The organism is Amycolatopsis sp. lyj-90, assembly GCF_046549035.1.
Lineage (GTDB): Bacteria > Actinomycetota > Actinomycetes > Mycobacteriales > Pseudonocardiaceae > Amycolatopsis.
In genome coordinates, this window is record NZ_JAJPWP010000002.1 from 921,267 (window position 1) to 934,016 (window position 12,750).

A 12,750-nucleotide genomic window follows, 5' to 3' on the forward strand; every position below is an offset into this window, starting at 1 on the left:
TACGGGAAGATGCGCGGGTGAAGGACAAGTACTTGGCCTACGGCAGGCTCATCCGCGACGGGAAGATCCTGTTCATCCGGCGACGGCCCGGCTCTTTCCTGGGCGGTCACTGGGAACTGCCGGGCGGCACCGTCGAGCCGGGCGAGCGGCAGGCGGAGACCGTGGTCCGGGAGTTCGCCGAGGAGACCGGGCTGACCGTGCGGGTCACCGGCGAAAACGGCGCTCACAGCTGGGACGACGTCGAGGGCAGGCCGATGCGGATCCACGCCACGGTGTTCTCGCTCGCCGAAGAGGAACCGCGCGAAGTCGTGCTCGATCCCGGGGAACACGACGCGTTCGCCTGGTACACCAGGGAAGAGGCGGCGGGGCTCGATCTCGCCGATCACTTCCGCGAAGCACTCTGATTCCGGGACCCGTCCCGAATGGACTTCTCTACGCTCCAGGCATGCTCCGACGCGTCTTGGCCTCTCTCGCCGTTCTCGCTCTCGTGGCGGGCTGCGGTCCGGACTCGCCTGAGCTTCCGAAACCGGCCGACGGCGGCGATCTGGCCGCCTGCGCCGACGGTCTCTGCGAAGTGAGCGCGCCGGTGGGCGCGAAAGTGGCGCTCCCCGAACGGACCAACGTCGAATCCGTGATCGTGCAGGCCGTCGACACCGAAACCGTCATGCTGCTCGCCAGGGGCATCGGCAAGAGGCAGGGCGGATCCTGCGCAGGCAAATGCGAAGCCTCGGGGACGGGCAAGGATTTCAAAGCCAAACTATGGGCGGGCAGCGAGCTGACCTACAACGACCTTTCGATCAGGCTTCTCGGCGTGGGCGACCGTACCGCCGTCCTCAAGTTCACGCCGCAGTGACCTGGTCCGCTCCGCCCAGCGGACCGCGGGTGCGGTGAGCACGCCCGCCAGCAGGAACAGGCCGCCCAGCACCACCCAGCCCGCCTCGCCGCCCACCAGGATCAAGCTGGTCAGCAGCACCGGGCCGAGCATGCGGGCGATGGCCGTCCCGGCACCGAAGAGCCCTTGGTACTGGCCCTGCTTGCCCTCGGGTGCCAGGCCGAAGCCGATCTCCCACGAGCCCGCCGCCTGAGCCATTTCCCCCACCACCTGCAGGGCGGCGCCCGCGAGCAGGACCAGTGCCGCCGTCCAGGCGGAGGCGCTCATCGCGGAGAACGAGAAGACCAGGCAGGAAACGAACAGCAGCGAACCCGCGTACCGGGCGTACCGGGCGGCACTGCGCAGGCCGGTCACGCCGCGCGCCACCCGCACCTGGAAGACCACGACACTCGCCGTGTTGAGCACCAGCATCGCCGAAACCAGCCAGCCGGGGGCCGCGGTCCTTGTCGAGATCCACAGCGGCAGGACCAGGCTGAACAGCGGCATGTAGAGCAACATGATCATGTTGAGCAGCGCCAGCAACGCGTACGGGCGGTCGCGGAGAACGGCCACGGACGGCCCGCCGGTCCGCACCGGCGCCGGAGCCACCGATGGCAGCTTGCGGAGCATCAAAGCCGCGGTGACGAAACTCAGCGCGTCGATGACGAAGACGGTCAGGAAGGCCTCTCGCGTCCCGAGCGCCAGCGCGATCCCGCCGAGTGCCGCGCCGAGCGCGATCCCCGCGTTGGACATCGCCTGCAGCCGGGCGCGGAACGTCGTGCGCCCGGCCGGGTCGATCAGGCCGGCGAGCAGCGCCTGCCTCGCCGCGCCGAGACCGCATTGGAAGCAGGCGTAGACGCAGGCCGCGATCACGAACGCGACCACCGAGTTGACGAAAAGGAAAGCTGTGACCGACGCGGCCGTGCCGAGTCCCAGCACGACGGCTGTTCCCTTCGGGCCGCGACGGTCGGCCAGATGCCCCAGCGCGACCCCGGCCACCGAGCCGACCGCCCAGCCGACGGTGAGGCCGAGGCCCACCTGCGCGGGCGAAAGCCCGACGATCAGCGTGAAGTACAGGGCCGAGCTGACGTAGTAGGCGCCGTCGCCGACGGAGCTGATCAGCTGGGCCAGCGCCAGTCTCTTCGTGGACTCCATGGAGCCAAGCTAAGCGCCGGATTGGCCACATCCCAGTTCCAATCTCCGGCATTCCGGTTGGGCCAATATAGGCTCGGAGCGTGCCGTTCCACATCAGTCTCGACGGTCATACCGACCTGGCCGCGCGGATCTACCGCCAGCTCCGCGACGGCATCCTCGACGGGCGCCTGCGCCCGGGAGAACGCCTGCCGCCGACCAGGGAGCTGGCCCGCGAACTCGACGTCTCGCGCAACACCGTCGCGGTCGCCTACGAACGGCTCACCGCTGAGGGCTTCCTGAGCGGCCATGTCGGACGCGGGACGTTCGTCAGCGCCGATCCCGTGGGCCGGGCGGATCGCGCCGCGCCGTCGAGGGCCGGAGTGCTGCCGTCCGCGCACTGGCGTTCGCTTCCGGCCCCGCTCGGCGCCGACCGCTCCGTGGCCGCCTTCGACTTCCGCGTCGGCGTCCCCGACCCGGCCCTGTTCCCGCTGAGCACCTGGCGGCGGCTGGTCAGCCAGGCGCTTCGGCCCTCGTTGCTGCTGCCCTCGGGCTACGCCGACCCGGCCGGGCTCGAAGGCCTGCGGGTGGCGATCGCCCGGCACATCGGCGCCGCCCGGTCGGTGCGGGCGAGCGGGGAGGACGTCCTCGTCACCCAAGGGGCGCAACAGGCCCTCGACCTGATCGGCCGGGTCCTGATCGAACCCGGCACGCGGGTCGCCGTCGAAGACCCCGGCTATCCGCCTGCGGAACGGCTCTTCGCCGCCCTCGGCGCCCGGGTCGTGAAGGTGCCGGTGGACGCCGAAGGCCTCGACGTCACCGCCCTCGCGCCGGGCATCCGGCTGATCTACACGACGCCCTCGCACCAGTTCCCGCTCGGCACGCCGATGTCACTCTCCAGGAGGACTGCGTTGCTGGCGTGGGCGGAGCGCCACGACGCGGTGATCGTCGAGGACGACTACGACAGCGAGTACCGGTTCTCGGACCGGCCGCTCGAGCCGCTCCAAAGCCTGGACCGCGACGGCAGGGTGCTCTACGTCGGGTCGTTCTCGAAGACCTTGCTTCCCTTGCTGCGTCTCGGTTTCCTTGTCGCCCCCGCTTCGCTGCGGCCGGCGTTGCGGCAGGCGAAGCAGCTGATGGACTGGCACGGTGACCTCGTCACCCAGTCGGCGTTGGCGAGTTTCATCGACGAGGGCCTGCTCTCCCGTCACGTACGCAAGGCCACCCGGGAGTACTCGGCGCGGCGGGACCGGATCCTGGCCTTCGTCCGCGACGAACTGCGGGACGAGCTGGAGATCGTTCCTTCGATCGCCGGACTTCACCTGTGCGCTCTCCTCTCTCCACATGCGACGGTCACTGTGGACGGTGTCGTCACGGAAGCGGCGCGAGCCGGGGTGGCCGTCGAAAGCCTGTCCACGTACGGGGGAACGCGCGGCGGACTGGTGCTCGGCTACGGGCTGGTCGGCTCCGATCGGATCGACGAAGGGCTTTCCCGGCTCGGGGGGTGCTTTCCGGCCGCCGGGATGTCATGAAAGGGGCTTTCAAGACAGTTTTCGTCTTGAAAGCCCCTTTCATGACATCCGATCGCCACGGGACGCCCGAAACTGTCGTACCCCGGTGGTCTCCTCTTCCCAGGCGACAGCGGGCCCCGGCCGGGGCCCGCGCGCGGAAGCGAGGAGGCAAGTCCCATGGCCGGAGAAACGGTGCTCACGGTGGTCGGAAACCTGACGACCGACCCGGAGCTGAGGTTCACCCCGTCGGGAGCGGCGGTCGCGAACTTCACGGTCGCGTCGACGCCGCGTGTGCTGGACCGCGAGAGCGGGGAATGGCGCGACGGCGACCCGCTGTTCCTGCGCTGCTCACTGTGGAAACAGGCCGCGGAGAACCTGACCGAGTCACTCACCCGCGGCACCAGGGTGATCGTGCAGGGCCGGTTGAAACAGCGATCGTTCGAAACGAAGGAAGGCGAGAAACGGACGGTGGTGGAACTCGACGTCGACGAGATCGGCCCGTCACTGCGTTATGCCACGGCGAAGGTGAACAAGGCGGGTCGCAGTTCGGGCGGCACCCCGGCGGACGGCGCGTGGGAGCGGACGCCGGTGGCCGCCGGGAGTCCGGAACCGCCCTTCTGAACCGGCGATTTCCCTCTCGGGAGGGACCGGTCTCCCCCGCCCGCGCCATGCGGTCCCGTGCCTTCGGCTCGGATGCTGGAGGTCGTGAACACGACCACGATCATCACGGAACTCGGGCTGGATCCGGCCGACGAGCGGCACTCGGCGTTCTCAGCCGGGCTCCGCACCGGCCTGTCCCTGGTCGAAGACAGACTTCAGGAGGTGTTGCGCAGCCCCGGTTATCCGTATCTCACCGAAGCGGCCACCCATCTCGTCCGCGCGGGCGGGAAGCGGCTCCGGCCGTTGATGGCGCTGGCCGGAGCGTCGTTCGGCGACGGGCGGGACGAGGCGATCTCGGCGGCGGTGCTCGTCGAGCTCGTCCACGTCGCGACGCTCTACCACGACGACGTCATGGACGAGGCGCCGATGCGGCATGGGGTGACGAGTGCGAATTCCTTGTGGGGCAACAAGAAGGCCGTCTTGATCGGAGACTACGTGCTCGCTTGCGCGGCGCGGGTCGGTGCCGGGCTCGGCGACTACGCGTTGCGGTCGCAGGCGAAGACGTTCGGCAGGCTCGTCCGGGGCCAGTTCCTCGAAACGACCGGGCCGTTCGAGGACTGCGGCCGTCACGCGCCCTACGAACACCACATCCAGGTGATGGCCGACAAGTCCGCGTCGCTGATCGCGATGGCGGGACGGCTCGGCGGCCAGGTGGCGGGCGCCGATGAGCGGATCATCGAAACGTTGGGCCAGTACGGCGAACTGATCGGCGTCGCGTTCCAGATCTCCGACGACGTCCTCGACATCTCCGCGTCCACCACCGACCTCGGCAAGTCGGCGGGCACCGACCTCCGCGAAGGCATCGTCACCCTGCCGATGCTCCACGCGCTCGACGACGAGGGTCCCGGCGCCGTGCGTTTGCGGGAGATCATCGGGCACGGGCCGGTTCCCGACCCCGCGCTCCGGGACGAGGCGCTCGGGCTCCTGCGCGGCTCCGCCGGTGTCGATCGCGCCCTGGCGGAAGCTCACGGCTACGCCGCCAAGGCCCGGGATCTCGCGCTCAGCCTCCCCGACCGTCCGGCCCGAGCACTGCTGATCGGTCTTTCGGCGTTCGTGGTCGACCGCGGCGAATAGGCCCACGACGGCTGTGACCGGGGTCAAGGTGGCGGGATGACCGGCGACCGTTTCATCACCGTGTGGCTCGAATAAATTCTGTCGGACGCAAGAAAACCCTTTCCGGGGCTAGAATCCGACGATGTGCTCGTGGCCGGCGGGCACCCGAGACGACGGGAACCGGGAACTGTGACCGACGTGGCGGACCGCAGCGGTGACCACACCCGCCAGGTGGACAGATTCGATCAACGGCGCGCGCAGCTGGCGATGTCGGCGCTGGTCACGCTGTCCGAGCTGGGCTACGCGCGCACGAGCCTCCGGGAGATCGCGCAGAACTCCGAGTTCTCCCACGGGGTCCTGCACTACTACTTCCGGAACAAGGTCGAGCTGATCACCTACTGCGTCAAACAGTACAAGGCCGAATGCGTCACCCGGTACGACCGGATAGTCGAGACCGCGGAAACGGCCGAAGAACTGAAACAGGCCTTCGGCGCCGCGTCGGCGTCCACCCTGCGCGAAGACGCCAGGCTGCATCGGCTCTGGTACGACCTGCGCAACCAAAGCCTGTTCGAGAAGGTGTTCCGGGCCGACGTGCTCGCCATCGACGAGACACTCGAACTGATGATCTGGCGGATCGTCGCCCGGTACGCGGAGCTACTGGACAAGCCGCTGGATCTCACGCCGTCGACGACGTACGCGCTCTTCGACGGCCTGTTCCAGCAAGGCCTGCTGAAACACCTCGCCGGCCGGGAGGACGCGGCGAGGTGCCTTCAGGATTCGGTGGAGCAGGTACTGGCGCGCCTTTTCACCACGTGATCGTCGGGTACCAGATGACGCCGGTCCGGCCCAGTACCCGCAGGTCCCAGTACAGCAGCGTGAACGTGCCCGCGACCAGCAGTGCGGCACCGGTCACCACGGCGATCCTCGCGGGCTTCGCGAGCATCCACCGCTGCAGCCGCCCGCCCGTGCCGTGCGTGAGCAGCAGGAACAACAGCGCCATCACCAGGATGTTGCCGACCGACTGGAGGGCGAACGCGGCGGCGCCGTAGAAGACGTTGTGGCTCTCGGCCGCGCTGCGGAACATCATCCGGAACAGCGGGAACGGCCTGCCGATGAGGAATCCGCCGATGAGCGCGCCCATCAGGACGAGCGGCGCCGGCGGGAACCGGCGGGTGAGGCCGGCGATCGGGTTGCGGACGATGCCGACGGAAGCCAGGCCCAGCACGATGAACACGATCCCGATCACGCCGTAGACGATCATCGACTGGATGTTCCGCGGCGTGAGCCCGCCCGGCGACGAAGCGGTGGAGAACTGCGGCATCCGGGTGCCGACGAGGGCGACGATGACGCCGTACACCACGGAAACGGTCAGCATGCCCGCCGCGATCCAGGCCAGCGGCTTCAGGGTGTCGACGAACTTCGGCCGCCCGGAGGTCTCTCCGCCGACAAGCGGGGCGACCGCACCGAACGCGGCGATGTTGCACGCGGTGAACGTCCCGGCGAGCCCCGAAACGAACGCGAAGAACGTCCCGGCGAGCACACCGCCGATCGGGGTCTCCTTGGCGTTGTGCCCCAGGAGGGTGTTGGCCACGCTGTCGCCGATCACACTGTCCACAAAGGGTGCCGACCAGATCACCGTCAGCGCGAAACCGGCGAGGACGGACCAGCAGACCACACGCCACCGGTGTTCCGGATACGGTCCGGAACCGAGAAAGGTCGATCGCGGGGAAACGGGGACGCGTTCGGTGATCGACATTCGTACCTCCAGCGAAGGACTCCCCCAGGACTCGTGCTCATCGTTGTTCCGCGGAAGGGGGTGCGCCACCTCCAAAGTGCCGATCCACCCTTGGTCCGATCGGCTCCGGGTAATCCGGAGTGCGGGCGGCTCCGCTCGTGCGGCGTCGTTCCATCGGATCATGACAAACAACCTCGAAAAGATGAGAGCGCCGAAGTTTCGTGGGATCCTCGTCGGACGAGGTTTTCGGCTACGGACCCAGCGGAGGACGATGGAGTTCGACGAGGTCGCGGACGAGCTCTACGCGGGCGATCCGGCCGTTTTCGTGTCGGTGCGCAATCAGCGGGCGAAGGAGGCCAAGGTCGCGGGCGACGCCGCCTTGGCCGAACGTATCCGCGCGCTCCGGAAGCCCACGCTCGCGGCCACCATCCTCAACCGCCGGGCCGGTTCCCCCGAACTGGAGGAGCTGGCCCGTCTCGGCGAGGATCTGCGGCGCGCGCATTCGGCGCTGGCGGGCTCGGACCTGCGCAAGCTCACCCGGCAGCGTCAGGATCTGGTGAACCGGATCCTGCGAGGCGAACGGGCGATGAGCGAGCCCGTCGCCCGTGAAGTCGAAGCGACCCTCGAAGCCGTCGTCGCGGATCCCGAGGTGGCCGCGCTCGCGCTGGCCGGGCGGTTGAGCAGTGGCGCGGACAGTGCCGGCGACCAATGGCTGACCAGTGGGTTCACCCCGCAACCGAGGCGAGAACCCGCGCCGGAGCGGGAAAAGCCCGCCACCGTGTCGCATTTGGACGATCGGCGGAAGGCGAAACGGAAGGCCGCCGAGAAGGCCGAGCAAGAGCGCACCACCAAGGCTCGCGAGGAGGCCGAACGCGAGCAGAAGCGGGTGGCGGAGTTCAACCGGCTCCGGCGCGAGGCGGCCGATCTCGCGAAAGCCTGCAAGCAGGCCGAAATCGACCTCGCCCGCGCCGAACGCCGGGCCGGGAAGGTCACGGAGAAGGCGAACGATCTCCGGCAGCGGCTCGCCGACGCCGAACTCGAGGAAGAGGCGGCGAACGGTGACACCGCCGCCGCCCAGACCACCCTGGACGATCTGCGCGGCGAAGCGGCGCGGATCGACGAGGCCCTCGAACAGTTCTAAGCAGGCTGGCGTTCGCGGACCCGCGTGGCGGTCACCCGGCGTCCGTAAGCCGTCTTCCCGCCCGGCTTGTACACCGACAGGACTGTCATGGTCAGGTACATCGTCGTGGACACGATGATCGGATAGAACCCGTCCACGCGACGGCCCAGGTCGACGAACGCACCGTCCATAGTGGACTCGGCGGCCGCCGCCAGTTCCCGGAGTCCCGGCAGCAGGGAGAACACCGTCAGCCCGACCGCGATCAGGGTCAGCACCAGTTTGATCGCGACCCACTTGTACCGGACCAGCCCCCATTTCGTGCCGACGCCGAGCACGATCCCGCTGACCAGGGCGGTCAGGCTGACCGGCAGCAGGAGATAGCCGCCGACCTGGTCCATCATCAGGATGGCCGCGTGCTGGCGCCGGGGATCGTCGGTGAACACGGAGGTGAAGGTCAGCACCGTGTTCACCATGGTGATCCCGAGCCAGCCGAGGGACGAGACGACATGGACGACGAGGACGAGTTTCCGCCACCGCGGGGTGAGCGTCGTCGGCGGTCGCCGCACTGTGGAAGTACTCATGCGACCAGTGTTTCCGCGCGCGGCGCTCCCGTCGTCCGTCGAGGAGCGGCACCTCGCCTACGTATCGCGGAGTACGAGCCCCCGGACGTAAGCGGCCTGCCCGGCGTGCTGGAGGTCGTCGGAAAGCACGCTGACCAGGCGAACCCCGAGGGTGACGGGCGGATCCCACGCGTCGTCGACGATCCGGTCGAGGTCGGCCTCGCCGAGGCCGGCGACCCACGCCGTCGTCGCTTCGTGCACCGCGTCGTAGTACCCGGTCAGCAGTTCGGCGGAGTCGACCCGGACCGCTTCGACGTCCTCGGGACGATGTCCGTACCCGATGTCGGCCGCCGGGAACGGCAGCGCGAACCGGTCCAGCCAGCCCTGCGAGGTCCAGAGCTGCTCGGTGCCCATCAGACCGGCGATGTGATCGTCCTGCACCCGGGCCAGATGCCAGACCAGCCAGGCGATCGTGTTCGCGCCCGGCGCCGGGCTCGCGACCAGCTGCCCGGCGTCCAGGCCTTCGACCGCCTCGTGCACGACCTCCTGGACACGGCCGAATCCGTCGGCCACCACTTCGGCCAGTTTCATCGATTCCCCTTCCGGCGTCTGGGGCCCACGATGCCACCGCGAGGTGACCCCGGCCTTGCAACCTTGACTTATATAAGCCCAGGCCGTGATAGTTGCCGGATGCACGCGTTCGACGTCCTGGGGGATCCGGTGCGCCGCCGGATCCTGGAACTGCTGGCGGGCGGGGAACTGAGTTCCGGCGACGTGACCTCGGTGGTCCGCGCCGAATTCGGGATCTCGCAACCCGCGGTCTCCCAGCATCTGCGCGTCCTGCGCGAGAACGGCTTCACCACCGTCCGCGCCGAGGGCGCGCGACGGCTGTACTCGGTGGATCCCGGCCCGCTCAAGGAGATCGACGGCTGGCTGGAGCAGTACCGGCGATTCTGGACCGGTCCGCTCGACGCGCTCGCCACCGAGATCGCGCGCGGCCGCCGCGAACGACGCAAGGCCGCCGAAGAGACCGGATAGTCTGCCGCCCATGCGCAAGGGCCGGGGGCGCGCGGCGGTGATCGCCGTCGCGAGCATCGTCATCGTGCTGAGTCTCGTTTTCGCGGTCACGGCGCGGAGCGGGCATGGCAAGGCGACGACGCTGTGGCTCTCCTCGGAGCCGCCCCCGTGGATCACACCGCCGACACCGGCGATGCCGTCCTATTCGACCGCCGCGCCCCCGCCCACGACGCGGCCGACGTTGACCGTCGACAGCGGTTGCCGTCCCGGTCAGGGCCCGGCCCTCGAACCGGTCCCCGAAGCCGTCACCCGCCGGGTGGATGCCGCCTGGGACCGTGTCGAACGGTGGCTCAGGGCCAAGGCGCCGACGTCGGCGGCGAGTCTCCGCCCGCCCGCGACGATCGAGCGGATCGCGGAGACGCAGAAGCGGGTCGGCGTCACCCTCCCCGCCGAGCTCATCGCCTCGCTGCTGCGGCACGACGGCGTCACGGACATCGGCGAAAGTTTCAGTCTTCCGCCGTTCAACTACCCCGCTTCCACGGAAACCGTCGCGGGCCAGGCGAAGGTCATGTGCGAGGTGCTGCAGTCGACCGGGGACGAGAGCGTCGGCCACTGGTGGCACGGGCGGTTCGTGCCCGTCGCCGTCAGCGGCGGCGGCGACGGGCTGTTCCTCGACCAGCGCGCCGGCACCGGCCGGCTCGGCGAATGGGACCACGAGGGATCGGTGAACTTCGACCGGTGGCCCGCCACCCTGACCGAACTGCTGGAGCAGACCGCGACAGCACTCGAAACCGGCGGGACGGTCGTGGGCGGCTACCGGCCGGTCGTCACCGAAAACCGGGCGCTGGACTGGGACTTCCCCCGCTGAGGTGCGCGGCCGCGTCGACTGTCGGACCCCGCCCCTAGAATCGTCCGGGTGGCAGCCCCCGACATCGGTACCTCGGAAGCCCTCGAAACGCTGAACCGCGTCTTCGGCTACGACGACTTCCGCGGCGACCAGCACGCCATCGTCGAACACGTCATCGCAGGCGGTGACGCGCTCGTTCTCATGCCCACCGGCGGCGGGAAGTCACTCTGCTACCAGATCCCCGCCCTGGTACGGCCGGGTGTCGGCGTGGTGATCTCACCCCTGATCGCGCTGATGCAGGACCAGGTCGACGCGCTGCGGAACCTCGGCGTGCGCGCGGGATTCCTCAACTCGACGCAGGACTACGCCGAGCGCAACCGGGTCGAGGCCGCGTTCCTCTCCGGTGAGCTGGACCTGCTGTATCTGGCGCCGGAACGGCTTTCGGTCGAAGCGACCGTGCGGCTGCTCGACCGCGGCAAGATCTCGCTGTTCGCGATCGACGAGGCGCACTGCGTCTCCCAGTGGGGCCACGACTTCCGGCCCGACTACCTGATGCTGTCCGCGGTGCACGAGCGCTGGCCGGACGTGCCGAGAATCGCGCTCACCGCCACCGCCACCAAGACGACGCACGCCGAGATCGCGTCCCGGCTCAACCTCGAGGACGCGCGGCACTTCGTCGCGAGCTTCGACCGGCCGAACATCCAGTACCGGATCATCGGCAAGAACTCGCCGCAGCGCCAGTTGCTCGAACTGCTGCGCACCGAGCACAAGGGTGACGCGGGGATCGTCTACTGCCTGTCCAGGAACTCGGTCGAGAAGACCGCGGATTTCCTGGTGGAGAACGGGATCCCGGCGGTGCCCTATCACGCCGGGCTGGACGCGCGGACACGCGCGAAGCACCAGTCGCGCTTCCTGCGCGAGGACGGGCTGACCGTCGTCGCGACGATCGCGTTCGGCATGGGCATCGACAAGCCGGACGTGCGCTTCGTCGCGCATCTGGACCTGCCGAAGTCCGTCGAGGGCTACTACCAGGAGACAGGCCGCGCGGGCCGTGACGGGCTGCCGTCGACGGCGTGGCTGGCGTACGGGCTCCAGGACGTCGTCCAGCAGCGCAAGATGATCGACATGTCGGAGGGATCCGAGGCGCACAAACGGTCGCAGAGCGCCCATCTCAACGCGATGCTGGCGCTGTGCGAGACGGTCGAATGCCGTCGTGTGCAGGTCTTGAGCTACTTCGGGCAGAAGAGTGAGCCGTGCGGCAACTGTGACACCTGCCTGGCACCGCCGGAGACCTGGGACGGCACGATCCCGGCGCAGAAGCTCCTCTCCACCATCGTCCGGCTGCAGAACGAACGGCGGCAGAAGTTCGGCGCGGGGCAGATCATCGACATCCTGCTCGGCAAGTCGACGCCGAAGGTGACCCAGCACCGGCACGATTCCCTGAAGGTCTTCGGGATCGGCACGGAATTGAAGGAGCCCGAGTGGCGGGCCGTGGTCCGGCAGCTGCTGGCGCAAGGGCTCGCGGCCGTCGAAGGCGACTACGGCTCGCTCGTGCTGACCGAGGGCAGCTCCGAGGTGCTGAACGGGCAGCGGAAGGTCCAGCTGCGGCGGGAGCCGGAGCGCGCGGCGAAGGCGGCGGCCCGGTCCAGTGCGAAGAAGGCGGCGGCCGCCGACATGCCCGCCGAGGCGGCGCCGGTGTTCGAGCTGCTGCGTTCGTGGCGAGCCGCGGCGGCGAAGGAGCAGGGTGTTCCCGCGTACGTGATCTTCCACGACGCGACCCTGCGCCAGATCGCCACCAAACGGCCCGCCACGCTGCAAGAACTCGGGACGGTCAGCGGCGTCGGTGAGAACAAGCTCGCGAAGTACGGCGAGCAGATCCTCGAGACGCTTTCAGCGGAGAGCTAGTGGTCGTAGGGCCGGCGGGGCGGCCGTCCGGTCATCCCGTCGACCTTGCGCACCGCACCGTCGATCTGGTTGTGGTACTTGCCCTTGGTCTTGCCGTCGACGAAGGTCGCCGCCTTGTTCACGACCTTGGAGACCTTCTCGGGATTTTTCCGCACGTAGGCGCGCACGGCCCCGGCGGTGCCGGCCAGGGCGGTCAACTTCCGCAGTAGAGCCACGATGGGTCCCTTTCCTCGGGGTCGTCTGTGTCCTGCTCAACGACCGGTGGTGGTCACGGGGTTCCCCGTAGCGCGCCAAATCACTCATTTCGGATACCCGCGCTGCTCAGCGTGGTGGAAAACCA

The 12,750-nt window shown here is 68.9% G+C and carries 15 protein-coding genes; 10 read left to right on the forward strand and 5 right to left on the reverse strand.

What is annotated here, in order from left to right:
- Positions 1-17: 17 nt before the first annotated feature.
- Together ACLJPX_RS10150 and ACLJPX_RS10155 are read left to right on the forward strand one after the other, a co-directional pair.
- Entirely contained in the window at positions 18-404 is a 387-nt protein-coding gene (locus ACLJPX_RS10150; protein WP_410599846.1) for an NUDIX hydrolase, read from the forward strand.
- Positions 405-445: 41 nt separating this feature from the next.
- Entirely contained in the window at positions 446-853 is a 408-nt protein-coding gene (locus ACLJPX_RS10155) for a hypothetical protein (RefSeq protein ID WP_410599847.1), read from the forward strand.
- On the opposite strand, the gene ACLJPX_RS10160 is transcribed toward ACLJPX_RS10155, so the two are convergent.
- Positions 758-2,026: an MFS transporter gene (locus ACLJPX_RS10160; protein WP_410599848.1), complete on the reverse strand. Its 1,269-nt coding sequence runs from the start codon at positions 2,024-2,026 to the stop codon at positions 758-760. The genes ACLJPX_RS10155 and ACLJPX_RS10160 overlap by 96 nt on opposite strands.
- An 80-nt stretch (positions 2,027-2,106) precedes the next feature.
- Between ACLJPX_RS10160 and ACLJPX_RS10165 the strand changes: the two genes are divergently transcribed.
- From ACLJPX_RS10165 to ACLJPX_RS10180, 4 genes are all read left to right on the forward strand, one after another.
- Complete coding sequence (locus ACLJPX_RS10165) at positions 2,107-3,534, forward strand: PLP-dependent aminotransferase family protein (protein ID WP_410599849.1); 1,428 nt, start codon at positions 2,107-2,109, stop codon at positions 3,532-3,534.
- 156 nt (positions 3,535-3,690) lie between these two features.
- Positions 3,691-4,134: a single-stranded DNA-binding protein gene (locus tag ACLJPX_RS10170; RefSeq protein WP_101609343.1), complete on the forward strand. Its 444-nt coding sequence runs from the start codon at positions 3,691-3,693 to the stop codon at positions 4,132-4,134.
- An 84-nt stretch (positions 4,135-4,218) separates the two neighbouring features.
- On the forward strand, positions 4,219-5,247 hold the full coding sequence (locus ACLJPX_RS10175; RefSeq protein ID WP_410599850.1) for a polyprenyl synthetase family protein: 1,029 nt from the start codon (positions 4,219-4,221) through the stop codon (positions 5,245-5,247).
- 168 nt (positions 5,248-5,415) lie between these two features.
- On the forward strand, positions 5,416-6,042 hold the full coding sequence (locus ACLJPX_RS10180; RefSeq protein WP_101609344.1) for a TetR/AcrR family transcriptional regulator: 627 nt from the start codon (positions 5,416-5,418) through the stop codon (positions 6,040-6,042).
- On the opposite strand, the gene ACLJPX_RS10185 is transcribed toward ACLJPX_RS10180, so the two are convergent.
- Entirely contained in the window at positions 6,032-6,982 is a 951-nt protein-coding gene (locus ACLJPX_RS10185) for a hypothetical protein (protein WP_410599851.1), read from the reverse strand. The genes ACLJPX_RS10180 and ACLJPX_RS10185 overlap by 11 nt on opposite strands.
- Positions 6,983-7,232: 250 nt before the next feature.
- On the opposite strand from ACLJPX_RS10185, the gene ACLJPX_RS10190 reads away from it, so the two are divergent.
- Entirely contained in the window at positions 7,233-8,102 is an 870-nt protein-coding gene (locus tag ACLJPX_RS10190) for a hypothetical protein (RefSeq protein WP_410599852.1), read from the forward strand.
- Here ACLJPX_RS10190 and ACLJPX_RS10195 read toward each other — a convergent pair.
- Both ACLJPX_RS10195 and ACLJPX_RS10200 read right to left on the reverse strand, forming a co-directional pair.
- Positions 8,099-8,662 carry a hypothetical protein gene (locus ACLJPX_RS10195; RefSeq protein ID WP_233223665.1) on the reverse strand — a complete coding sequence of 188 codons (564 nt, stop codon included), beginning with the start codon at positions 8,660-8,662 and terminating at the stop codon, positions 8,099-8,101. The genes ACLJPX_RS10190 and ACLJPX_RS10195 overlap by 4 nt on opposite strands.
- A gap of 57 nt (positions 8,663-8,719) precedes the next feature.
- Positions 8,720-9,232 carry a mycothiol transferase gene (locus tag ACLJPX_RS10200; protein WP_410599853.1) on the reverse strand — a complete coding sequence of 171 codons (513 nt, stop codon included), beginning with the start codon at positions 9,230-9,232 and terminating at the stop codon, positions 8,720-8,722.
- A 99-nt stretch (positions 9,233-9,331) separates the two neighbouring features.
- Here ACLJPX_RS10200 and ACLJPX_RS10205 point away from each other — a divergent pair, with 99 nt between their 5' ends.
- The 3 genes from ACLJPX_RS10205 to recQ are packed head-to-tail and all read left to right on the forward strand — an operon-like array spanning position 9,332 to position 12,410.
- Complete coding sequence (locus ACLJPX_RS10205) at positions 9,332-9,679, forward strand: ArsR/SmtB family transcription factor (protein ID WP_101609348.1); 348 nt, start codon at positions 9,332-9,334, stop codon at positions 9,677-9,679.
- 10 nt (positions 9,680-9,689) lie between these two features.
- Positions 9,690-10,526 carry an SMI1/KNR4 family protein gene (locus tag ACLJPX_RS10210; protein ID WP_410599854.1) on the forward strand — a complete coding sequence of 279 codons (837 nt, stop codon included), beginning with the start codon at positions 9,690-9,692 and terminating at the stop codon, positions 10,524-10,526.
- Positions 10,527-10,574: 48 nt separating this feature from the next.
- Positions 10,575-12,410: a DNA helicase RecQ gene (recQ, locus tag ACLJPX_RS10215; protein ID WP_410599855.1), complete on the forward strand. Its 1,836-nt coding sequence runs from the start codon at positions 10,575-10,577 to the stop codon at positions 12,408-12,410.
- Here the strand turns inward: recQ and ACLJPX_RS10220 are convergent.
- Positions 12,407-12,625, reverse strand: a complete 219-nt coding sequence (locus ACLJPX_RS10220) for an antitoxin (RefSeq protein WP_101609351.1) — start codon at positions 12,623-12,625, stop codon at positions 12,407-12,409. The genes recQ and ACLJPX_RS10220 overlap by 4 nt on opposite strands.
- Positions 12,626-12,750: the final 125 nt, after the last annotated feature.